Source organism: Streptomyces geranii, from assembly GCF_002954775.1.
In the GTDB taxonomy this organism is placed as follows: Bacteria; Actinomycetota; Actinomycetes; order Streptomycetales; family Streptomycetaceae; genus Streptomyces; species Streptomyces geranii.
Genome location: NZ_PJME01000008.1, coordinates 82768 through 105997 on the forward strand (window position 1 = coordinate 82768; position 23230 = coordinate 105997).

At 70.7% G+C, this 23230-nt stretch carries 17 protein-coding genes; 9 read left to right on the forward strand and 8 right to left on the reverse strand.

Annotated elements, in window-relative coordinates; translation table 11 throughout:
- Positions 1–107 precede the first annotated feature (107 nt).
- Positions 108–1028 (forward strand): IclR family transcriptional regulator, encoded by a 921-nt coding sequence (locus tag CW359_RS14135; RefSeq protein WP_408647479.1) that lies wholly within the window; start codon positions 108–110, stop codon positions 1026–1028.
- A gap of 99 nt (positions 1029–1127) precedes the next feature.
- Entirely contained in the window at positions 1128–1565 is a 438-nt protein-coding gene (locus CW359_RS14140; protein ID WP_105970276.1) for an SsgA family sporulation/cell division regulator, read from the forward strand.
- Between the two features lie 97 nt (positions 1566–1662).
- Here the strand turns inward: CW359_RS14140 and CW359_RS14145 are convergent, their stop codons facing one another.
- Positions 1663–3333, reverse strand: coding sequence for a YibE/F family protein (locus CW359_RS14145; protein WP_105970454.1), 1671 nt, complete (start codon positions 3331–3333; stop codon positions 1663–1665).
- Between the two features lie 616 nt (positions 3334–3949).
- Here CW359_RS14145 and thiC point away from each other — a divergent pair.
- Positions 3950–5761, forward strand: a complete 1812-nt coding sequence (gene thiC, locus CW359_RS14150) for a phosphomethylpyrimidine synthase ThiC (protein WP_105970277.1) — start codon at positions 3950–3952, stop codon at positions 5759–5761.
- A gap of 136 nt (positions 5762–5897) precedes the next feature.
- On the opposite strand, the gene CW359_RS14155 is transcribed toward thiC, so the two are convergent.
- The 3 genes from CW359_RS14155 to CW359_RS14165 form a co-directional block, all read right to left on the reverse strand.
- Positions 5898–6773 carry a hypothetical protein gene (locus CW359_RS14155; RefSeq protein WP_105970278.1) on the reverse strand — a complete coding sequence of 292 codons (876 nt, stop codon included), beginning with the start codon at positions 6771–6773 and terminating at the stop codon, positions 5898–5900.
- A 227-nt stretch (positions 6774–7000) separates the two neighbouring features.
- Entirely contained in the window at positions 7001–8134 is a 1134-nt protein-coding gene (locus CW359_RS14160; RefSeq protein ID WP_408647480.1) for a metallophosphoesterase, read from the reverse strand.
- Positions 8135–8529: 395 nt separating this feature from the next.
- Entirely contained in the window at positions 8530–9642 is a 1113-nt protein-coding gene (locus CW359_RS14165) for a LacI family DNA-binding transcriptional regulator (protein ID WP_105970280.1), read from the reverse strand.
- Positions 9643–10054: 412 nt separating this feature from the next.
- On the opposite strand from CW359_RS14165, the gene hisC reads away from it, so the two are divergent.
- From hisC to CW359_RS14195, 6 genes are all read left to right on the forward strand, one after another.
- Positions 10055–11134: a histidinol-phosphate transaminase gene (gene hisC, locus CW359_RS14170; protein ID WP_105970281.1), complete on the forward strand. Its 1080-nt coding sequence runs from the start codon at positions 10055–10057 to the stop codon at positions 11132–11134.
- 152 nt (positions 11135–11286) lie between these two features.
- Positions 11287–12795: a cytochrome ubiquinol oxidase subunit I gene (locus CW359_RS14175; protein WP_105970282.1), complete on the forward strand. Its 1509-nt coding sequence runs from the start codon at positions 11287–11289 to the stop codon at positions 12793–12795.
- Positions 12796–12816: 21 nt separating this feature from the next.
- Positions 12817–13821: a cytochrome d ubiquinol oxidase subunit II gene (gene cydB / locus CW359_RS14180; protein WP_105970283.1), complete on the forward strand. Its 1005-nt coding sequence runs from the start codon at positions 12817–12819 to the stop codon at positions 13819–13821.
- A 99-nt stretch (positions 13822–13920) separates the two neighbouring features.
- Complete coding sequence (gene cydD, locus CW359_RS14185) at positions 13921–17442, forward strand: thiol reductant ABC exporter subunit CydD (RefSeq protein ID WP_105970284.1); 3522 nt, start codon at positions 13921–13923, stop codon at positions 17440–17442.
- A gap of 67 nt (positions 17443–17509) precedes the next feature.
- Positions 17510–19024, forward strand: a complete 1515-nt coding sequence (locus CW359_RS14190) for a GAF domain-containing protein (RefSeq protein ID WP_105970285.1) — start codon at positions 17510–17512, stop codon at positions 19022–19024.
- A 102-nt stretch (positions 19025–19126) separates the two neighbouring features.
- Positions 19127–20188 carry a M23 family metallopeptidase gene (locus CW359_RS14195; RefSeq protein ID WP_105970286.1) on the forward strand — a complete coding sequence of 354 codons (1062 nt, stop codon included), beginning with the start codon at positions 19127–19129 and terminating at the stop codon, positions 20186–20188.
- A 77-nt stretch (positions 20189–20265) separates the two neighbouring features.
- On the opposite strand, the gene CW359_RS14200 is transcribed toward CW359_RS14195, so the two are convergent.
- From CW359_RS14200 to CW359_RS14215, 4 genes are all read right to left on the reverse strand, one after another.
- Positions 20266–21135, reverse strand: coding sequence for a Cof-type HAD-IIB family hydrolase (locus tag CW359_RS14200; protein WP_105970287.1), 870 nt, complete (start codon positions 21133–21135; stop codon positions 20266–20268).
- A gap of 78 nt (positions 21136–21213) precedes the next feature.
- The gene (locus CW359_RS14205; RefSeq protein WP_105970288.1) at positions 21214–22131 is read right to left on the reverse strand and encodes an LLM class flavin-dependent oxidoreductase; all 918 of its coding nucleotides are present in this window, start codon (positions 22129–22131) and stop codon (positions 21214–21216) included.
- 62 nt (positions 22132–22193) lie between these two features.
- A complete protein-coding gene (locus CW359_RS14210) occupies positions 22194–22652 on the reverse strand; it encodes a hypothetical protein (protein ID WP_105970289.1) in 459 nt (152 codons plus the stop codon).
- 22 nt (positions 22653–22674) lie between these two features.
- A complete protein-coding gene (locus CW359_RS14215) occupies positions 22675–23223 on the reverse strand; it encodes an RNA 2'-phosphotransferase (protein ID WP_105970455.1) in 549 nt (182 codons plus the stop codon).
- Between the last annotated feature and the right edge of the window lie 7 nt (positions 23224–23230).

The window sequence follows — 23230 nt, forward strand, 5'->3', positions numbered from 1 at the left end:
TAGAGTCCGGAATTCGACGCGGGGACGGCCCCCGCGGACGGCGTATCCCCTCCTACCGTGTCTCTCCGCACGGGCAGCCCCCTCGCCTTCGAGAGTGACCCCCCGCCATGGTCGACACCGCAGCCGCGGAACCACAGGCTCCACCCGTACAGCGCCGGCCCGAGCAGCGGGCCGCGCCCTCCCAGGGGACTCGCGTCCGGCCCACCGAGAGACCCGCGCCGGCACCCGCGCCCGCCCGGGCATCCGCTCCCGTGCTCGAAGCGCCCACCGAGACGCACCCCACGGCCACCCTCATCGGCTCCGTGCAGCGGGCGATGCGACTGCTGGAGTCCGTCGCCACGCACGAGCACGGCGCCCCCGCCAAACAGCTCGCCCGCGAGACCGGCCTCGCCCTCCCGACCGCCTACCACCTGCTGCGGACCCTCGTCTTCGAGGGCTATCTGCGGCGCGACAAGGGGCTGTTCTTCCTCGGCGAGGCGGCCGAGCGGCTGGGCAGCAGCGGAGCACGGCAGAAGCGCCGCAGCACGGTCGTGGACGCACTCGCGCACTGGCGGGACACGATCGGCGTACCCGTGTACTACGCGGTGTACCGCGACGGCGAGATCGAGGTCATGTGCATCTCCGACACCCCCGCCAACCCGGCGGTCCAGGAGTGGGCGGACTTCCGCGAGACCGGCCACGCGCACGCCGTAGGGCAGTGCCTGCTCTCGCAGCTGGACGAGCAGGACCGCCGGGACCACCTCGAACGCCATCCCGTGCAGGCGGTCACCCCCTACACGGTGCGTGACAGTCACGCACTGCTGCGCCGCCTCGACCGGATGCGGCGGATGGAACTGGTCGTGGAGCGCCAGGAGTACGCACTGGGGACGGTCTGCGCGGCCGTTCCGATCACCATCGGTGCCACCGCCGCCACATTGGCCATTTCTCTACCTTCCAACCAGGCTGATCGACTGCTAATCGCGGCTCAGCAGTTGCAGGCAGAGGTAGGAAGACTACTGGGGTCACTCGCGATCTCTATCAGTATCTGAAAACTCACTCCTTGTGATTCACCGTGTACTTTCAGCAAGATGCGAGCAGTATCAGAGCGATGATTACAGGCCAGTCCACGGCAAGTGACGGGGTAGGCGATGCGCGAGTCGGTGCAGGCAGAAGTCATGATGAGCTTTCTGGTCTCGGAGGAGCTCTCCTTCCGCATTCCGGTGGAGCTGCGCTACGAGACCTGTGATCCCTATGCCGTCCGGTTGACCTTCCACCTGCCTGGCGACGCCCCGGTGACCTGGGCCTTCGGGCGCGAGCTGCTGATCGACGGCGTGGGCCGGCCGTGCGGGGACGGAGATGTGCGGATCTCGCCCGCCGACAACGACGTGCTGGGCGAGGTGCTGATCCGGCTTCAGGTCGGCGGCGACCAGGCGCTGTTCCGCTCGGGAGCGGCACCGCTGGTGGCGTTCCTCGACCGTACGGACAAGCTGGTGCCGCTGGGGCAGGAGCGTTCCCTCGCGGACTTCGACGCCCATCTCGACGAGGCGCTGGTCCGGATCCTCGCGGAGGAACAGAGCGCCGGTTGAGCGGATCGGCGGCGGGCCTCCCGACGGTGGCGTAACGCTTCTCCTGCACGGCGGGAGGAGAAGCGTTACGCCTGGCCCTGGCTCGGTGCCTGCGACCTCAGTGCTTGCGGCGACGGCCCTTCCCGGCCCGTGCCGGGGCCGACTGGGCCGCCGCCCCTGCCGCGGCAGCCGCACCCGCTCCGGCGCCCGCCTTCGCTCCCGCCGCGGCTCCTGCTCCGGGCCCGGCTGCAGCGGGCGTACCCGCGACCGACGGCGCCTTGCCCTGGCGGTCGGCCGAGACCATCAGGGCCGCCAGCAGCGTCGTCACCGGCACCGAGGCGACCAGACCGATCGAGCCCACCAGGGTCCGGACGATCTCCTCCGCGACGAGTTCGCTGTTGGCGACCGTCCCGACGCTGCTCTGCGCGATCGAGAAGAGCAGCAGCAGCGGCAGCGCGGCGCCCGCGTAGGCGAGGACGAGGGTGTTGACGACCGACGCGATGTGGTCGCGGCCGATGCGGATACCTGCGCGGTACAGCCCGCGCCAGCCCATCGTCGGATTGGCCTCGTGCAGCTCCCAGACCGCCGATGTCTGGGTCACCGTCACATCGTCGAGGACACCGAGCGAACCGATGATGACGCCCGCGAGCAGCAGGCCGCTCATGTCGATGGACGGATACAGGCCATGGATGAGGCCCGTGTTGTCGTCGGTGTTGCCGGTCAGCGCGGCCCAGCCGATGAACAGCGAGCCGAGGACGCCGATCAGCACCAGCGAGATCAGGGTGCCGAGCACCGCCACCGACGTACGGGCCGAGAGGCCGTGGCACATGTAGAGCGCGATCAGCATGATGGCGCTGGCGCCGATGACCGCCACGACCAGCGGGTTCGAGCCCTGGAGGATGGCCGGCAGGATGAAGAAGGTCAGCACCATGAAGCTGACGGCCAGGGCGACCAGCGCCATCACACCGCGCAGCCGGCCCACGACCACGACGGCGAGCGCGAAGATGCCGGCCAGCAGGGCCATGGGCAGCCTGCGGTTGACGTCGGTGACCGAGTACTGCAGGTCCCTCGGCGCGGAGGGCTCGTAGGCGACGACGACCTTCTCGTCCTCGTGCAACTGCCGTGACTGGTCCGGCTGGACGATCTCCGTGAACGTACGGCCCTTGTCGTCACCGGTGTCGACGCGGATCGTCGCCCTCTTGCAGTCGCCGGTCGCCTGCTGCTGGGCCGAGGAGCCCTCGGCGGTGGACGTGTCGCCGGTCGGGGTGTCCCCCGAGGCGTTGACGGACTTGCAGTCCACCGCGACGACCTTGGTGACCGTCGCCTCATGGGTCTGCCGGTCGAAGCCGACGCCGGTGCGTTCGTGCGAGGGGGCGCCGCCGGGCCACAGCACCACGAGCCCGACCACGACCGCCGCGGCGAAGGGGATCAGGATCGCCCCGATGATCTTCCGCAGGTGGATGGAGACGGGGGCGGCCGGTCCGTGGCTGTGACTGTGGCCGTGCGACGAGTGACCGTGGTTGTCGTCGGGTCCGTGGGAGTCACCGGGTCCGTGCCCGTGTCCGCCGCCCTGCCCACCGCCCGGTCCGTGCCCTTGCCCACCACCGGCACCACCGCCGTGACTGCCACCAGGCCCGCCACCGTGACCGTCAGCCGGTCCGTGTCCATGCTCATGGTGTCCGTGACCGGCGCCTTGATCCGGGCCGAATCCGTGATCGTGCCCGCCGCCTGCCCCGGAGCCAGGACCTGAGCCGGGGCCAGGCCCTCGCCCGCCCCCGGACGCGGGAATCTGGCCGAACTGCCCGGTCCCGGGCCCCTCGGCACCGCCGAACCCGGAGTCCTGGCCGCCCGGGCCCGTGCGCCCGCCCTGACCCGCTGCCGACCCCGCTCCAGGCCCGTAGCCGTGCTCGACCCTCCGCCCGGGCCCGTATCCGGGACCAGGCCTGTCACTCGGTCCGGGCGCCCCGCCCGCACCGCCCGTTCCGGCTCCGTTTCCGGGCGCACCGCCGGGGCCGCCGGGGCCGTCGCCCAGCCGGAACCTGCGCTGCGGGCCGGTGCTCTCGCTGCTTCCGCTGCCCGGCCCGGAAGCGCGCCCGGCACCGGTTCCGCGCGGTGGCTCGGAGGGCGGGTACGGGGGTCCTTGCGTCGTGGTCACCGCCCGATCATCGCAAGAACGACCGGGGCCCTCTGTTCACCTCGCCCAAATTGACGCTAGCGTTGAGGCACCTTTGCACACGCGGGAGCTCGGAGCACCGGGCTGAGAGGGCGCTGACCTCCGTCTTAGCGATGTTTCACGTGGAACATGTGGAACGAGTGATGTTTCACATGAAACATCGGCAGACGGAATCCGCTGCGTCGACCGCTGAACCTGTTACCGGGTAATGCCGGCGTAGGGAGTAGGTCTCATGACCATCAAGGACGCACGCACGCCTGCCTCCAGCCAGGACGAACAGCCCCTCCAGGGCGAACCGTCCGGGCAGTCCAAGGAGGCCGGGAAGTCCATCGGCTGGCACAAGGGGTATGTCGGCGGCTCACGCCCCGATCTGCGGGTGCCGGTCCGTCAGGTGCACCTCACCAACGGCAAGTCGGTCACGCTGTACGACACCTCGGGCCCGTACACCGACGCGCTGGTCGACACCGACGTCCGCAGGGGACTGGCCCCGCTGCGCGACCACTGGATCATCGCCCGTGGCGACACCGAGGAGTACGCGGGCCGTCCCGTCCGACCCGAGGACGACGGGATCAAGCACACCTCGCCTCGCGGCGGGCTCAGGAACCTCGACGCGGTGTTCCCGGGCCGGCCCCGGCAGCCGCGCCGGAGCCGGACCGGACAGGCGGTGACGCAGCTCGCGTACGCCCGTCGCGGGGAGATCACGCCCGAGATGGAGTTCGTGGCCGTCCGGGAGAACGTCGACCCCGAGGTGGTCCGTGAGGAGATCGCCGCCGGGCGGGCGGTGCTGCCCGCCAACGTCAACCACCCGGAGATCGAGCCGATGATCATCGGCAAGCGGTTCCTGGTGAAGGTCAACGCCAACATCGGCAACTCCGCGGTCACCTCCTCCATCGAGGAGGAGGTCGAGAAGATGACCTGGGCGACGCGCTGGGGCGCCGACACGGTCATGGACCTGTCCACCGGCCGCAACATCCACACCACCCGCGAGTGGGTGCTGCGCAACTCCCCCGTCCCCATCGGCACGGTGCCGCTCTACCAGGCGTTGGAGAAGGTGGACGGCCGCGCCGAGGAGCTGACCTGGGAGATCTACAAGGACACGGTCGTCGAGCAGGCCGAGCAGGGCGTCGACTACATGACCGTGCACGCGGGCGTCCGCCTGGCGTACGTACCGCTCACCGCGAACCGCAAGACCGGCATCGTCTCGCGCGGTGGCTCGATCATGGCGGCGTGGTGCCTGGCGCACCACAAGGAGTCGTTCCTGTACGAGAATTTCGAAGAACTGTGCGAGATCCTCGGCGCGTACGACGTCACCTACTCGCTCGGCGACGGGCTGCGGCCCGGCTCGATCGCGGACGCCAACGACGAGGCACAATTCGCGGAATTGCGGACACTCGGGGAACTCAACACGATCGCGAAGCGTTTTCACGTACAGACCATGATCGAAGGCCCGGGACACGTCCCGATGCACAAGATCAAGGAGAACATCGACCTGCAGCAGGAGATCTGTGATGAAGCTCCGTTCTATACGCTCGGTCCGCTGACGACGGACGTCGCGCCGGCGTACGACCACATCACTTCCGGCATCGGTGCCGCGATGATCGCCTGGTGGGGCACGGCCATGCTCTGCTATGTCACGCCCAAGGAGCACTTGGGCCTGCCCAATCGTGACGACGTCAAGACCGGCGTCATCACCTACAAGATCGCCGCCCACGCAGCCGACCTCGCCAAGGGGCACCCAGGTGCGCAGGAATGGGATGACGCGCTCTCCGACGCCCGCTTCGAGTTCCGGTGGGAGGACCAGTTCAACCTGGCTCTCGACCCGGACACGGCACGGGAGTTCCACGACGAGACCCTGCCGGCCGAGCCCGCCAAGACGGCCCACTTCTGCTCGATGTGCGGGCCGAAGTTCTGCAGCATGAAAATCTCCCAGGACATCCGCCGCGAACACGGCAGTACCCCGGTGGAGATCGAGCAGGGCATGGCGCGGAAGTCGGAGGAGTTCGCGGCAGCGGGCAACCGGGTCTATCTGCCGATCGCGGACTGACACCGGCCCCGGTGGCGGGCCGGGACGGCGGTCCAGGTGGTCGGGCGGCTTCGACAGCCGCCCGCTCCACCTGTGCCCTGAGCCCTCAGCCCTGCGTTCCGCAAGGACGCAGGGCCCCGCGTCGGGCGCCCGCCGGTCACTCCGGCGGGTGGTCCGGGCCCCCGAAGTCCGGGCTGGTGAAGTCCGGGCTCGAAAAGCTGGGGCGGTGGCTCGTGGTGTGACCGCCCTCGGGGCTGGTGAAACCGGGCCGGTTGTAGCCGAGGTTCGGCATACGGCCGGTGGTGGGTTGCGGGGCGGGCTTGCGGTTCATGGCAGCCGTACCGGGATCGGCGAGGGCGTCGCGGAGGAACGGCAGGATGCCCCGCTCCAGCAGGGCTTCGCGCCAGGCCTCCCTGGCCAGCGCCACCTCCCCGGTCAGTTCGCCGTACGCCCCGGCCTCCTCCGGATCCGGGCTGTTGCGCAGGGCGGTGAGCAGCAGGCCGACCGCGGCGACGAGGATCGCCGCCGCGGTCACCGCACCGAACACCCATCCGGTGGTGAGCATGGTCGTGGCGAAGGCCGGCTCGGGGTCGAGCATCTTGAGGATGTAGCCCACGAGCAGGAAGATCGCCGCGGCCGTGCCCGCGAGGACGGGAGCCAGCACCGCGACGACGGCGACGGCGCCCGCCCCGGCGGTCTCGGCGGCGACCTCGCCCATGTTGGTGGCGAACCCCATCGCGCTCGTACCCGGCTCGGTCGAGCCGGACTCGCGGACGGACGTCGGGGTGGACGGCGCCGGGTGGCGCAGTTCGTCGCGGACCTTCACGTAGTGCTGGTATTCGGCCGCCGCGGCGACCGTGATGAGCGCGGTGGCGTTGAGTGCCATGGTGCGCAGTTGTTCGGGGTTCAGGCGCTGACCGACGGCGGCCAGTTCCGGGCGTTGTGGGGCGGAGCGCAGCGCCTCGTCGAGGATCCGCTCGTATTCCTGGCGGTCCTCGTTCAGCAGGTGCTGCGGAACGCTGTTCATGTGCATCCCCCGATGCTCCGTAGGGCTTGGGGCTCGGCATGCTGACGAGCCGTCGGGCAGAAACGGAGGGGAGCCTGCTACGGATAAGCCGATGGTAGAGCGGCGACGGCGCGCGGTGACAGGGGGTTTGAAGAATTTGCCGAGTGTCTCTCCCCCGGCAGACCCCTCCGCGACCCCCGTCCGGCGCGGTCGGCGGTCGGGGGACACCTGCCCCGGGAAGGCCCGGACAGCCGTCAGAGCTCCAGCGGAAGTTCCTGGACCAGCAGTTTTCCGGCCATGGTCACACCGCCGTCCATCGCGATGGCGAGTCCGTCGGCGTAGACATGCGGATGTTCGATGTTCGGGCCGGAGTTGTCCTCGCCGTCGTCCTCGGTGCCGACTTCGCCCACCAGATAGGGGATGGGGCTGTGGCCGTGAACGATGCGGGTGCCGCCGTACGTATCGAGAAGGGAGCGTACGGCCTCGGCACCGCCCTCGTCGCGGAAGGAGAAGCGCTTGGTGAACTTGCGGAACAGGTCCCAGACCTCGTCCGCGTCGTTGCGCGTGATCGTCTCGCGGACGGTGTCGTTGACCGCCTCGATCGAGTCGCCGTAGTCGAGGTAGGCGGTGGTGTCCGAGTGCACGAGCAGGTGGCCGTCGACCGCCTCGATCGCGTCGAGGCGGGCCATCCACTGGAGGTGGTGGTCCTGCAGCCGGTCCATGTCGGTCTTCTGGCCGCCGTTCAGCAGCCAGGCCGCCTGGAAGGTGGCCGTGCCCGCGCCGGAGTTGACGGGGGTGTCGCCGAACCGCTTGGCGCCCAGGAGCAGCAGCTCGTGGTTGCCCATGAGGGCCTTGCAGTAGCCGCCGGCCGCCGCCGCCTCGGCGGACAGCCGCATGACGAGGTCGATGACGCCGATGCCGTCCGGGCCCCGGTCGGTGAAGTCGCCGAGGAACCAGAGCCGGGCGGTGCCCGCGGACCAGTTGCACTCGCTGTCGATCAGGCCCTGCTCCTGGAGGGCGTCCACCAGTTCGTCGATGTAGCCGTGGACGTCCCCGACGACGAACAGGGGTCCGGGGCCGTCGGCGGCCAGGTCGGCCGGGTCGACGGCGGCCTGAAGCGTGTCACCGCGGTTGATGACGGGCAGGTCGCGCTGGGTCGGGGTGTACCCGTCCGGGTACTCCTCCGGATCCGCCGGGCCCTGCGCGCCCTCCGCGGTCTCCTGGACCTCGGTGTCGGCCGTCCCGGCGGGAATGTCACCGGGGGCCGTACCGTCGGCGTACGGACCGGTCTCATGGACGTACGCGGGCACCCGGAAGTCGCGCAACGTCGCCGTCCGCGTCACCTCGGGTCCCTGACCGGCCCCCTGAGTCATCGACCCCTCCACCATCGCGCCGCATCTGCACCACATTGGACTGCCTGGTCGCAGCGGCCCGCGGTGTCGTGGGCCCATCATAGGAATGCGGATCGCGCCATGTGATGACCCAGGGGTGGTGAATCGGCGAAGGAGCCCAGTTCACCGCGGCTTTCGCCCCGATTCGGAGGGGCTTTCCCGTACGGGACCGCCCCGGACTCCCCTGCTTCGTTCCTTGCTCCGCCCCTCGGACATCGACGCTTCGTACGATCATGACACCGGCGTGCGGGAATCGTCCCGACGCCGGTGTCCGCATTCCCGGACGAGCCGGGCTCCCGCTTCCCCTACGGGGCCGACCCCTCGTACGGCCCCGCTCCCCGGGAGCCCGCCCCGCACAGGCCCACGTTCCCCGTCCCGTCAGAGCCCCCGGGTCACCCTTCCTCGGGCGACCGCGGCGGACTGACGGTCGTACGCGGCGGACGGCGCTGCGAGGACGTCCGCACGATCAGTTCGGTCGGTATCACCTGCTCGACCGGCAGGTCCGAATCGATGTTCTCGATGGCGTCGATCAGCAGCTGGACCACCGCCGTGCCGATACGGCGCGGCTTCAGGGAGAGCGTGGTGATCGGCGGCTCGGTCGTCGCGTACACCGTGGACTCGCTGCAGCAGACCAGCAGCAGGTCCTCCGGGACGCGCAGGCCGTAGCGGCGGGCCGCGGCGAGCAGGTCGGTGCCGTTCGGGTCGAAGAGGCCGTAGACCGCGTCCGGGCGGTCCGGGCGGGCCAGCAGCCGGTCGGCGGCGATGGCGCCCGCGCACGGGTCGTGCGCCGGGTAGGCCTCGTACACCGGGTCCTGGCCGACCCGCTCGCACCAGTGCAGGTACGCCGTGGTGGAGAGGTGGGTGTAGGTGTCGGTGGAGGTGCCCGTCAGGAGGCCGATGCGGCGGGCGCCGGCGGCGGCCAGATGGTCGAGGATGCCCAGGACCGCCGCCTCGTGGTCGTTGTCGACCCACGCGGTGACCGGCAGCGAGCCCGCCGGACGGCCGTCGGAGACGACCGGCAGTCCCTGCCGGACGAGTTCGGTGACCACCGGGTCCTGGTCGGAGGGGTCGATGACGACCGTGCCGTCCAGGGCGACGTTCGACCACACGTCGTGGCGTGAGGTCGCGGGCAGGATGACCAGGGCGTAGCCCCGGGCGAGCGCTGCCGAGGTGGCGGCTCTGGCCATCTCGGCGAAGTAGGCGAACTCGGTGAAGGTGAAAGGTTCATCCCCGTACGTCGTCACGGTCAGGCCGATCAAGCCCGACTTGCCGGTACGGAGGGTTCGGGCCGCGGCCGACGGGCGGTAGCCCAGCCGGTCGGCGACCTCACGGACATGGCGTCGGGTGGCGTCCGGGAGCCGGCCCTTTCCGTTGAGGGCGTCGGAGACGGTCGTGATCGAGACCCCTGCGGCGGCGGCCACGTCTCTGATGCCTGCCCGGCCCGGCCGGCTGGCTCGTCGGGTTGTCTCCGCGCGGCTCACCTGGTGCTTCCCTGCTGCTGTCATGGCGAGCCGATAGTAGGGCTCATGCGGTGGGGTAGTGCGGACGCATATGCAGCCGTTGACAGGCACGTTTCTGCATGGTCAATAGATATCAACTGCCTTGGAAAGAAAGTCAGTTGAACGATATTACTGCCCTACGTGACTTGTCCGCGCGCATAGGCCTGCCAAGTGACCGATGTTTCGAAGAGGTCTCAACTCACCTCTTCGAGGGATGCGCGCCACGGCGTGAGCCACCGGCGCGTGCCCTGAGGTGCGATGCGCCCCCTGTTTCGTACAACTTTGTACGGTGATACCCCTGATGCCTGTGTGACAGGTGGGGTTGGGTTCCGGACCCGACCGGCCCGTACCCGGTGGCGCCGAATCCTCATAAGGTGAGGAGCATTGGTAACCGGTGGTGGTCACGAGGAGGACTGCGGTGAGCGAGACGAGCCCCAAGCTGCGAGCCGAGCTGGAGGGTATCCCCACCTACAAGCCGGGCCGGCCGGCCGCGGCCGACGGTCCGGTGGCCTACAAGCTGTCCTCGAACGAGAACCCGTATCCGCCGCTGCCCGGCGTGCTGGAGACCGTCACGGCCGCGGCCGGGTCCTTCAACCGCTACCCGGACATGGCCTGCACAGGGCTCATGAACGAGCTGGCCGAACGTTTCGCCGTGCCGGTGTCCCACATCGCCACCGGCACCGGCTCGGTCGGGGTGGCGCAGCAGCTGGTCCAGTCGACGAGCGGGCCCGGCGACGAGGTCATCTACGCCTGGCGGTCCTTCGAGGCCTATCCGATCATCACGCAGATCAGCGGCGCCACGTCGGTCAAGGTCCCGCTGACGCCCGGGGACGTGCACGACCTCGACGCGATGGCGGACGCGATCACCGACCGGACCCGGCTGATCTTCGTCTGCAACCCCAACAACCCGACGGGGACGGCCGTACGGCAGGCCGAGCTGGAGCGGTTCCTGGACCGGGTGCCCGCCGATGTGCTGGTCGTACTGGACGAGGCCTACAAGGAGTTCGTCCGGGACATCGAGGTGCCGGACGGGGTCGTGCTCTACCGCGACCGGCCGAACGTCTGTGTGCTGCGGACCTTCTCCAAGGCGTACGGTCTCGCCGGGCTGCGGGTCGGGTTCGCGATCGCGCACGAGCCGGTGGCGGCGGCGCTGCGCAAGACGGCGGTGCCGTTCGGGGTGAGCCAGCTCGCCCAGGACGCGGCGGTGGCCTCGCTGCGGGCCGAGGACGCGCTGCTCGGCCGGGTCGGCTCACTGGTCTCCGAGCGCACCCGGGTGGTCGACGCGCTGCGCGGCCAGGGCTGGACGGTGCCCGACACCCAGGCGAACTTCGTGTGGCTGCGGCTGGGGGAGCGCACGGTCGACTTCGCGGCGGTGTGCGAGCGGGCCGGGGTGGTCGTACGGCCGTTCCCGGGCGAGGGCGTTCGGGTGACGGTCGGCGAGACCGAGGCGAACGACATCTTCCTGACGGTGGCGGAGGGCTTCCGCAAGGAGATCTAGGGCACATTCGGATGCTGTTTCAGCTGGTCAGAGCTGGTGAGGGGGGTCGCTGCCGAGCGGGCGGGGACCCCCCTTCATCTACTGGCGAAACGGTGCTGCATAATTGCTTGTGAATGTGAACGCTTTCACAAGCGTAGGTAAGGAGCGGCACCGTGGACCTGGCTCTGGCGCCGGAGACCCTGGCGCGATGGCAGTTCGGCATCACCACCGTCTACCACTTCCTCTTCGTCCCGCTGACGATCTCGCTCGCCGCTCTCACGGCCGGACTGCAGACCGCCTGGGTGCGCACGGAGAAGGAGAAGTACCTCAAGGCCACCAAGTTCTGGGGCAAGCTCTTCCTGATCAACATCGCGATGGGTGTCGTCACCGGCATCGTGCAGGAGTTCCAGTTCGGTATGAACTGGTCCGACTACTCGCGCTTCGTCGGCGACGTCTTCGGCGCCCCGCTCGCCTTCGAGGCGCTGATCGCCTTCTTCTTCGAGTCCACCTTCATCGGGCTGTGGATCTTCGGCTGGGACAAGCTGCCGAAGCGGATCCATCTGGCCTGCATCTGGATGGTCTCGATCGGCACGATCCTGTCGGCGTACTTCATCCTCGCGGCCAACTCCTGGATGCAGCACCCCGTCGGCTACCGGATCAACGAGGCGAAGGGCCGTGCCGAACTCACGGACTTCTGGCTGGTCCTGACCCAGAACACGGCCCTCACCCAGGTCTTCCACACCCTCTCCGCGGCCTTCCTCACGGGTGGCGCCTTCATGGTCGGCATCGCCGCCTTCCACCTGACGCGCAAGAAGCACATCCCGGTGATGCGGACCTCGCTGCGGCTCGGCCTGGTCACCGTCGTCATCGGCGGTCTGCTCACCGCGATCAGCGGCGACACCCTCGGCAAGGTCATGTTCAAGCAGCAGCCCATGAAGATGGCCGCCGCCGAGGCCCTGTGGGACGGCGAGGCACCCGCGCCCTTCTCCGTCTTCGCCTACGGGGACGTGGACAAGGGCCACAACAAGGTCGCCATCGAGATCCCGGGCCTGCTGTCCTTCCTCGCCAACGACGACTTCAGCTCGTACGTCCCCGGCATCAACGACGTCAACAAGGCCGAGCAGGAGAAGTTCGGGCCCGGCGACTACCGGCCCAACATCCCGGTCGCCTACTGGGGCTTCCGCTGGATGATCGGCTTCGGCATGACGTCCTTCACGATCGGCCTGGCCGGACTCTGGCTGACCCGCAAGAAGTTCATGCTGCCGCAGCACCTGCGCACCGGCGAGGACGAGGTGCCGAACCTCTCGCTGCTCCCCGGCAAGGTGCTCGGCCCGACGCTCACCAAGTGGTACTGGCGGATCGCCATCCTCACGTTGGGCTTCCCGCTGATCGCCAGTTCCTGGGGCTGGATCTTCACCGAGATGGGCCGTCAGCCCTGGGTCGTCTACGGCATCTTCCAGACCCGGGACGCGGTCTCCCCCGGCGTCTCGCAGTGGGAGATTCTCACCTCGATGATCGTCTTCACCTCGCTCTACGCGATTCTCGCCGTCATCGAGGTCAAGCTCCTCGTGAAGTACGTCAAGGCCGGACCGCCCGAACTGACCGAGGCCGACCTCAACCCGCCCACGAAGATCGGCGGCGACCCACAGGACGCCGACAAGCCGATGGCCTTCTCCTACTAGGCCCAGGGAGCTGGAACCGCCATGCAACTTCACGACGTCTGGTTCGTCCTCATCGCCGTCCTGTGGATCGGCTACTTCTTCCTGGAGGGCTTCGACTTCGGGGTCGGCGTCCTCACCAAGCTGCTCGCCCGCGACCGGGCCGAGAAGCGGGTCCTGATCAACACCATCGGACCCGTCTGGGACGGCAACGAGGTCTGGCTGCTCTCGGCGGGCGGCGCGACCTTCGCCGCCTTCCCCGAGTGGTACGCCACCCTCTTCTCCGGCTTCTACCTGCCGCTGCTGCTAATCCTGGTCTGTCTGATCCTGCGGGGCGTCGCCTTCGAGTACCGGGTGAAGCGGCCCGAGGAGAACTGGCAGCGCAACTGGGAGACAGTGATCTTCTGGACCTCGCTGCTGCCCGCGTTCATGTGGGGCGTGGCCTTCGCCAACATCGTGCGCGGGGTCAAGATCGACGCGGACTTCAACTACGCCGGCAATCTCGCCGATCTGCTCAACCCGTACGCCCTGCTCGGCGGCCTGGTCACCCTGTCGCTGTTCACCTTCCACGGCACGGTGTTCGTCGGCCTCAAGACCGTCGGGGACATCCGGGAACGGGCGCGGAAACTGGCGGTTCGCGTTGGACTCGTGACCGCCGTGGTCGCGCTCGCGTTCCTGAGCTGGACACAGGCCGACAAGGGCGACGGCGGCTCCCTGGCAGCGGCGATCGTGGCCGTGCTCGCGCTCGTCGCCGCGCTGGGGGCGGCGCAGAAGGGGCGTGAGGGCTGGGCGTTCGCGTTCTCCGGGGTCACCATCGTGGCCGCCGTCGCGATGCTGTTCCTGACGCTCTTCCCGAACGTCATGCCGTCCTCGCTCAACCCGGACTGGAACCTCACGGTCACCAACGCCTCGTCGAGCCCGTACACGCTGAGGATCATGACGTGGTGTGCGGGGATCGCCACCCCGCTGGTCCTGCTCTACCAGGGCTGGACGTACTGGGTGTTCCGCAAGCGGATCGGCACGCACCACATCGCCGAAGCCGCGCACTGAGTTGCAGTAGCAGTCTGCGGGAGGTGGTTTCGCGATGTTTCACGTGAAACCGATGTTTCACGTGAAACATCGCGAAACCGGCCCCCTGGACCGAAGGGCATGTTTCACGTGAAACCAATCGATCCGCGGCTCTTCCGGTACGCCGGTGCCACCCGCCGTTTCCTGCTCGCGGTCGTCGGCCTGGGTGCCGTCGGCGCCGGGCTGGTCATCGCGCAGGCCATGCTCATCGCCGAGGTGGTGGTCGGCGCCTTCCAGCACGGACTGTCGGTCACCGAACTCCGTACGCCGCTGCTGCTGTTGGTGGCCGTCGCCACCGGCCGTGCGATCGTCTCCTGGCTCACCGAGCTGGCCGCCCACCGGACGAGCGCGGCCGTGAAGTCGGAGCTGCGCGGGCGGTTGCTGGAGCGGGCCGTCGCGCTCGGTCCCGGGTGGCTGAGCGGGCAGCGGACCGGGTCGCTGGTCGCCGTCGCGACTCGGGGGGTCGACGCGCTCGACGACTACTTCTCGCGCTATCTGCCGCAGTTGGGGCTCGCGATCGTGGTGCCCGTGGCCGTGCTGGCGCGGATCGTCACCGAGGACTGGGTGTCGGCGGCGATCATCGTCGGCACCCTGCCGCTCATCCCGGTCTTCATGGTGCTGATCGGCTGGGCCACGCAGTCCCACATGGACCGTCAGTGGCGGCTGCTGTCCCGGCTGTCGGGGCACTTCCTCGATGTCGTGGCCGGGCTGCCGACGCTGAAGGTGTTCGGCCGGGCCAAGGCGCAGGCCGAGTCGATCAAGCGGATCACCGGCGAGTACCGGCAGGCGACGATGCGGACCCTGCGGATCGCCTTCATCTCGTCGTTCGCGCTGGAACTGCTGGCGACGCTGTCCGTGGCACTGGTCGCGGTGACCATCGGTATGCGGCTCGTGCACGGCGAGATGGACCTGTACATCGGGCTCGTCATCCTCATCCTCGCGCCCGAGGCGTATCTGCCGCTCAGGCAGGTGGGCGCCCAGTTCCACGCGGCGGCGGAGGGACTGGCGGCGGCCGAGGAGATCTTCGCCGTACTGGAGACGCCGGTGCCGGAATCCGGGACCGGGGCGGTTCCGGCGGGCGGGATCGCCTTCGAGGGCGTGACCGTCCGCTATCCCGGTCGGTCGGTCGACGCGGTGGCCGACGTGTCCTTCGCCGTGGCGGCCGGGGAGACCGTCGCGCTCGTCGGACCAAGCGGCGCGGGCAAGTCGACGCTGTTGCACGCGCTGCTCGGGTTCGTACGGCCGGCGGAGGGGCGGGTGTGCGTCGGGAGAGCCGATCTCGCCGGGCTCGACCTGGAGCAGTGGCGTGCGCGGGTGGCCTGGGTGCCGCAGCGCCCGCACCTGTTCGCCGGGTCGATCGCCGAGAACGTACGGCTGGCCCGCCCCGACGCCGATGACACCGCCGTACGGCGGGCGCTGGCCGACGCCGGTGCGCTGGAGTTCGTGGACGCGTTGCCCGAGGGCGTCGACGCGCTGCTCGGTGAGGAGGGGGCCGGGCTCTCCGCCGGGCAGCGGCAACGGCTCGCGCTGGCCCGGGCGTTCCTCGCGGACCGGCCCGTGCTGCTGCTCGACGAGCCGACGGCCGCGCTGGATGGGGAGACGGAGGCCGAGGTCGTGGCCGCCGTGCGACGGCTCGCGGTCGGGCGGACGGTACTGCTGGTCGTGCACCGGCCCGCGCTGCTGGAGGTGGTGGACCGGGTGGTGCGGGTGACGGAAGCCGCCGTACCTGCCCAGCTGCCCGCTTCCGAGCAGGCTCCCGGTTCCCCGGATGGGCTCCTCGCGGGTGCTCCGCAGGTGCCCCTGGTCGACGAGGAGGAGTTCGTATCAGGGGCTGCCGCAGGGCGAGTCGGCGTGCTCGCGCGGGTGCGGGCCATGTCAGGGGCCCGGCGCGGGCGGCTCGGGCTCGCGCTGCTGCTCGGGAGTCTGGCCCTCGGCAGTGCCGTCGGGCTCATGGCGACCTCCGGATGGCTCATCTCGCGGGCCTCGCAGCAGCCGCCCGTGCTGTATCTGATGGTCGCTGTGACGGCCACGCGGGCCTTCGGGATCGGTCGGGCCGTCTTCCGGTACGCCGAGCGGCTGGTGTCGCACGACGCCGTGCTGCGGATGCTGGCCGACACGCGGGTCGCCGTCTACCGGCGGCTGGAGCGGCTCGCGCCCGCCGGACTGCGCACGACCCGGCGCGGCGACCTGCTGTCGCGGCTCGTCGCCGATGTGGACGCCCTCCAGGACTACTGGCTGCGCTGGTTGCTGCCCGCCGGTGCCGCCCTCGTCGTCTCCGCCGCCTCCGTCGGGTTCACGGCGTGGCTGCTGCCCGAGGCCGGCGCGGTGCTCGCCGCCGGGCTGCTCGCGGCCGGTGTCGGCGTCCCCCTCGTCACCAGCGCCGTGGCCCGGCGCGCGGAACGCCGGCTCGCCCCGGCCCGAGGGGCACTCGCCACGCACGTGGCCGACCTGCTCACCGGCACAGCCGAGTCGACGGTCGCGGGCGCCCTGAACGCACGTACCGAGGAAGTCCGGCGGGCCGACTCCGAGCTCACCCGGATCGCCTCGCGCGCCGCCACCGCCACCGCCCTCGGCGACGGACTCACCGCGCTGCTCTCCGGACTCACAGTCGCCGCCACCGCCCTCGTTGCAGCCCAGGCGGTCGTCGACGGACGGCTCGCCGGTGTCGTGACGGCCGTCGTCGTCCTCACTCCCCTGGCCGCCTTCGAGGCCGTCCTCGGCCTGCCGCTCGCCGTGCGGTACCGGCAGCGGGTGCGCAGGAGCGCGGAGCGCGTGTACGAGGTCCTGGACGCGCCCGAGCCCGTACGCGAACCCGAACAGCCGCGCCCCGCGCCCCTGTCGCCGTTCCCGGTCGTCGTCAAGGAGCTGGTCGCCCGTCATGCCGGGCAGGACCGGGACGCGCTCGCCCGGCTCGACCTCACCCTCGACGAAGGGTGCCGGATCGCGGTCGTAGGCCCGTCCGGGTCCGGCAAGACGACCCTCGCGCAGGTCCTCCTGCGGTTCCTGGACGCGGACGCCGGCTCCTACACGCTGGGCGGCGTGGACGCGTACGCGCTCGACGGCGACGACGTACGGCGGCTGGTCGGGCTCTGCGCCCAGGACGCGCACCTCTTCGACAGCTCCGTGCGCGAGAACCTGCTGCTCGCGAAGAAGGACGCCACCGAGGACGACCTGCGCGGCGCCCTCGCGCGGGCGCGGCTGCTGGACTGGGCGCAGGCGCTGCCCGACGGGCTCGACACGCTGGTCGGCGAGCACGGGGCGCGCCTTTCCGGCGGGCAGCGGCAGCGGCTGGCGCTCGCCCGGGCGCTGCTCGCGGACTTCCCGGTGCTGGTGCTCGACGAGCCCGCCGAACACCTCGACCTGCCGACCGCCGACGCGCTCACCGCCGATCTGCTGGCCGCCACCAAGGGCCGTACGACGCTGCTGATCACCCACCGGCTGGCCGGACTCGACGCCGTGGACGAGGTGATCGTGCTGGACGGCGGACGGGTCGCGCAGCGGGGAACGTACGCGGAACTGGTCGCCGTGGACGGGCCGCTGCGGGGGATGGCGGAGCGGGAGGCGGAGTCCGAGCGGCTGGCCCTGGCTGCGGCGGGGAGCTAGCCGCTTGCTCCCCGGCTCGCTGGGCGCTCGACTTTCGGTGACAAACGGGACTAATTAGGCTCGGGGGATGGCCGATCCCCCGTTTCGTCCCCAGCCGTGCGTGCCGCAGTTGCTGGAGGCCATGCGGGCCGTGGGGAGCGGGCTCGGGCCGCGTGCCACGCTGGAGCGGATCTGTGCGACGGCGATCGCGTTGGTGGACGCCGAGCGTGTGGCCATCGGGGTGCTCGCCGAGGACGGTGACGGCTTCGCCGACACGGTCCACCACGGTGTCGACGAGGAGACCGCCCGCTGGACCGAGCCGATCCGGGTGCGCGGCGAGGTCTTCGGGAAGCTGTATCTGGGGGACAAGCGCGGCGGCGGGCCGTTCACCGAGCACGATCTGACCCTGGTCCGCGTGCTGGCCACCGAGGCGGGCATCGCCATCGGCAACGCCCGGCTCTACGAGGCCGCCCGGCAGCGCGAGCGCTGGATCGACGGGTCCGTGGCCGTGACCACCGCGCTGCTCTCGGGCGGTGACATCGGCGACTCGCTCCGGATCGTCGCCGAACAGGCCCGTCGGCTCTCCGGGGCCGCCGCCGGGATCGTGCTGCTGCCCGCCGCAGAGGGCGGCCTGGAGATCGTCGCCGTGGACGCGGACAGCCCCTCCGCCGCGCTCGGCGTGGTCCTCCCGGCGGAGAACGAGGTCGTAGCCGAACTGCTCGACGGCGAGCCGGTGTTCGTCGAGGACGCGGCCACCGACCCCCGTTTCGCCGACGGCACAGGACTCGCCAGCGACTACGGGCCCACGGTGCTGCTGCCTCTGCAGAGCGACGGCCGGGTCGTCGGCAGCCTCGCCATGCCCCGCGCGCGGGGAGAGCGTGCGTTCACCGAGACCGAGCGCGCGCTCGCCGTGCAGTTCGCCGCGCAGGCCGCACTCGCGCTGATGATGGCCGAGGCCCAGCGCGACCGGGAACGGCTCGCGGTGTACGAGGACCGGGACCGCATCGCCCGTGACCTGCACGATCTCGTCATCCAGCGGCTGTTCGCCACCGGGATGATGCTGGAGAGCGCCCAGCGGGGGACGGTCGCGCCCGGCGTACGGGACGGCGTCGGCAGGGCCGTCGACGAGCTCGACGTCACCATCCAGGAGATCCGTACCGCGATCTTCGCGCTCCAGGACGACCCGGGCGAGGTGCCGTCGGAGCTGTCCACGAGGGCCGAGCGGGAGATCCACATGGCCTCCGTGGCACTCGGCTTCAAACCCTCGCTCCGGGTGGCCGGCCCGGTCGACACCGCCGTCGGCGAGCTGACCGGCAAGAACCTCGTCGCCGCCCTCCGCGAGGGCCTGTCCAACGCCTTCCGCCATGCCGGGGCGTCCCGCATCGACGTCGTCGTCGACGCGAACGTGACCCTGCCGGACGGCCGCCCCGGCGTACGGCTGACCGTCACCGACGACGGCGTCGGCATCCCCGAGGGCGGTCGGCGCAGCGGCCTCAGGAACCTGCGGCGGCGTGCCGAGTCGCTGGGCGGCGACAGCACGCACGGGCCCGGCAGCGGCCCGGACGGCGGCGGTACGACGGTGGTGTGGCAGGCGCCGTACTGAGGGTGCCGTACCGCGCGTTGCTGGGCCGTTCGTGGCAACGGGTCCCCCAGGCGTACGACTTGAACAGGCGGCCGGTCCGGTTTGCGGTACACGATCGCTGACATGGGCTCACGTCGCCGTCATCCGCTGGTCGTTCCGGTTCTCCTGTGCGCGTTCGTGGTCCTGGTCGCCCGGCCCACGACCGCCTCGGGCGAAGGCGCCGACCCCGACTCCGTCACCGACTCGGGCCTCAGCACCGAGGTGACCCGGCTGTACGCGGACGCCGCCGTGGTGACGCGGCAGTACGAGGCCGGACGGCGCGAGGCCGAGGCGGAGGGGGCCAAGGCCCGGCGGTACGAGGAACTCCTCACCCGCGAACGGCGGGACATCGCCGTCCTGCACGAGGACCTGGGCCGGATCGCGCGCGGCCAGTACCGCAGCGGCGGCGATCTGCCGTTCACCGCGCAGATCCTGCTCGCGGACGATCCCGAGGAGCTGATGCGGGGTCAGCGGGCCGTGTGGCAGGCCGATCTGGCCCTGAACAACGCGATCGACAAGAGCCGGCGCGCGGAGGCCCGGCTCGCCGCCGACGAGGCGAAGGCGGCGGCGCACTGGCGGAAGCTGGAGCGGCGCAACGCCGAGATCGCCAAGCTGAAGCGGATGATCGAGGAGAAACTCGAAGAGGCCCGCTGGACACTGCAGGGCCGCGCCGACGACTCGGTCGCGGCGGGCTCCTGCCGGGGCGCCGTCCGGCTCGACCAGCCGGACCCCGGGACCATGCCGGAGTACGTCACGCCCGTGGAGACGTACGAACTGTCCGCGAGCTTCGGCAGCGGCGGTGACCGCTGGGCCAACGGGCACACCGGGCAGGACTTCGCGGTGCCGATCGGCACTCCGGTGCGGGCGGTCGGCGCGGGCAAGGTGGTGTCGGTGTCGTGCGGGGGCGCCTTCGGCATCGAGATCGTGATCGAGCACGCCGGGGGCTACTACTCGCAGTACGCGCACCTCGCCACCGTCACCGTCGACCAGGGGCAGCGGGTCACCCCGGGCCAGTGGATCGGCCAGACCGGCACGACCGGCAACTCGACCGGCCCCCACCTGCACTTCGAGGTGCGCGTCACCCCGGAACTGGGCTCCGGGGTCGACCCGGCGGCCTGGCTCTCGGCGCGCGGGGTGCAGCTGTAGGAGGGGTGGGCGGGGTGCAGGTAAGGGGCGTGCGCCAGGACGGACGCCCCTACCGGCGGCGCCCGTACATCCGCCTCTCAGGCGCGTTCCGCGAGCAGCCGCTCGATCACGACCGCCACCCCGTCCTCGTTGTTCGGCGCTGTGTGTCCCGAGGCCGCCGCGAGGACGTCCGGGTGTGCGTTGCCCATCGCGTACGAGCGGCCCGCCCAGGTGAGCATCTCGACGTCGTTCGGCATGTCCCCGAAGGCCACGACCTCCTCGGCCGAGATGCCCCGCTCCGCACAGCACAGGGCCAGCGTGCTCGCCTTGGAGACACCGGGACCGCTGATCTCCAGCAGCGCGCTGGGGCTGGACCGGGTGACGGTCGCCCGGTCGCCGATCGCCAGCCGGGCGGTGGTGAGGAACGCGTCGGGGTCCATCGTGTGGTGGAAGGCGAGGATCTTCAGCACCGGCTCACCGTCGCTCGGCCCGCCCGGCGCCAGCAGCTTCTCGGCGGGCGCCAGATTGTCCGGCACCTCCATGTGCAGCTTCGGGTACTCCGGCTCCTGGTGGAAGCCGTACGTCTGCTCCACCGCGTACACCGTCCCCGGCGCCGCGTCGCGCAGCAGGCGTACGGCGTCCAGCGCGTTGTCCCTGGCCAGCTCCCGCACCTTCACGAAGCGGTGGGCGCCGGGGCCGCCGTGCAGGTCGACCACGGCGGCGCCGTTGCCGCAGATCGCCAGCCCGTGACCATGGACGTGCTGGCCCACGACGTCCATCCAGCGCGCCGGGCGGCCCGTGACGAAGAAGACCTCGACACCCGCGGCCTCGGCGGCGGCCAGGGCGGCGACCGTGCGCGGGGACACCGACTTGTCGTCGCGCAGCAGAGTGCCGTCGAGGTCGGTGGCGATCAGCCGGATCGGGACGGTGCCGGCGGGGGTCTCGGGCTCTCGGGTCGCTGAGGTCACCCGGCCATTCTCGCGTATGGGCGCGCACGCCCGTGCGGGAGCCCGCACAGGTGAGTGGCCGCGCGGGCGGGGGCCGGGTCAGCCCAGCTGTCCCGACGCCTCCGTGGCGATGCGCTCGAAGACCTGCTCGTCGGCCGCGAAGTCGGAGTCCGGGATGGGCCAGTGGATCACGATCTCGGTGAAGCCCAGCTCCCGGTGCCGCCCCGCGAAGTCGACGAACGCGTCCACCGACTCCAGCGGGCGCCCCCGGTCCGGGGTGAACCCGGTGAGCAGGATCCGGTCGAGACCGCTCACGTCCCGGCCGATCGCGGCACACGCGTCGGCCAGCCTCTCGTTCTGCGTGCGCAGGGCGTGGAGCGACTGCTCGGGCGTGCCGTTCTCGAACAGTCGGGGATCGCCGGTGGTCACCCACGCCTGCCCGTGCCGCGCGGTGAGGTTCAGCCCGCGCGGACCGGTCGCGGCCACCGCGAAGGGCAGCCGGGGCCGCTGCACACAGCCCGGGATGTTGCGCACCTCGTGCGCCGAGTAGTAGTCGCCCTGGTACGAGACGCCGTCCTTGCCGTCCTCGGTCAGCAGCTTGTCGAGCAGCGCGACGAACTCACCGAACCGGTCGGCCCGCTCCCGGGGCGTCCACGGCTCCTGGCCGAGCGCGGTGGCGTCGAAGCCGGTGCCGCCCGCGCCGATACCGAGGGTGATCCGCCCGTTCGACACGTCGTCGAGGGAGATCAGGTCCTTGGCCAGCGTCACCGGGTGCCGGAAGTTCGGCGAGGTCACCAGCGTGCCCAGCCGCAGCCGGTCGGTCACCGCGGCGGCTGCCGTGAGTGTGGGTACGGCGCCGAACCACGGGCCGTCCCGGAAGGTGCGCCAGGAGAGGTGGTCGTAGGTGTAGGCGGTGTGGAAACCGAGCTGCTCCGCGCGCTGCCAGGCCGCACGGCCGCCCTCGTGCCAGCGGCGGTACGGCAGGATCACGGTGCTCAGACGCAGACTCTCGCTCATGGATCAGAGCCTAGGCGCCGTTCATGTTTCACGTGAAACAGTGACCGAGCACCAGCGAGCGGTCATCGGGTGCGGCTGCCGAGCCATGGGCTGAGGCCGAGCAGCGGGATGTACTCCTTGTACGTGCGGTCGCCGGGTAGCGGCACCACCAGGTGGTGGGTGGGCGGGAAGCGGCGGGCCGTGACGAACGCCAGGCCGTCGTAGACCGAGCGGAGGAACGCGGGGACGTCGTCGCGCGGGATGTCGGGGCACTCGACGCCCTCGACCGTGATCAGCGCGTCGTCGTCGGGGAAGAGGCGGACGGTCACCCGGGGGACTCCGCCGAACTCGGCGTAGGCCTCGTGCGGGAGCGAGCCGTCCGGGTCCGTGGTGACGCCGACGCCTGCGGCCGTGCGCCGGGAGGTCTGGTCGGCGCCGATGTCGTGGCTGACCTCGATCTCACGGGCGTACTCGGCGGCGAGGGCGCGCAGGGCGGTGACGGCGGCCTCGGTGGTGGGCAGGTGGTTCATGCCCTCGATCATGCCGCTGCTCGTCCCCTATGGGTCAGCGCGGCTCGGAGAACCGCAGATAGCGCGGCGGTACCGCCTCCGTGAGCCACACCCCGTTCGCGCTGACGTGGAAGACATGGCCGTCGCGGTCCATGGCGGCCGAGTCCACCGGGAGGACGACGGGCCGGCCTCGGCGGGCGCCGACCCGGGTCGCGGTCTCGCGGTCGGCCGAGAGGTGCACGGCGTGCCGGTTCATGGGTCGCAGGCCCTCGGCGCGGATCGCGTCCAGGAAGCGGTCCACCGTGCCGTGGAAGAGGTACGGCGGCGGGGTCGCCTGGGGCAGCCCGAGGTCGACCTCGACGCTGTGGCCCTGGCTGGCGCGGATCCGGGTGCCGTCGACCGCGAAGCGCTTCTTGTCGTTGGCGGCGACGACATGGTCCAGTTCCTCGCGCGTGAACCGGAAGTTGTGGGCCGCGGCAGCCGCGATCAGCGTGTCGATCTCGACCCAGCCGGCCTCGTCGAGCGCGAGCCCGATCCGCTCCGGCTGGTGCCGCAGATGCTTGGACAGGTACTTCGACACCTTTATGGTGCGTCTTTCATCCATCTCACAA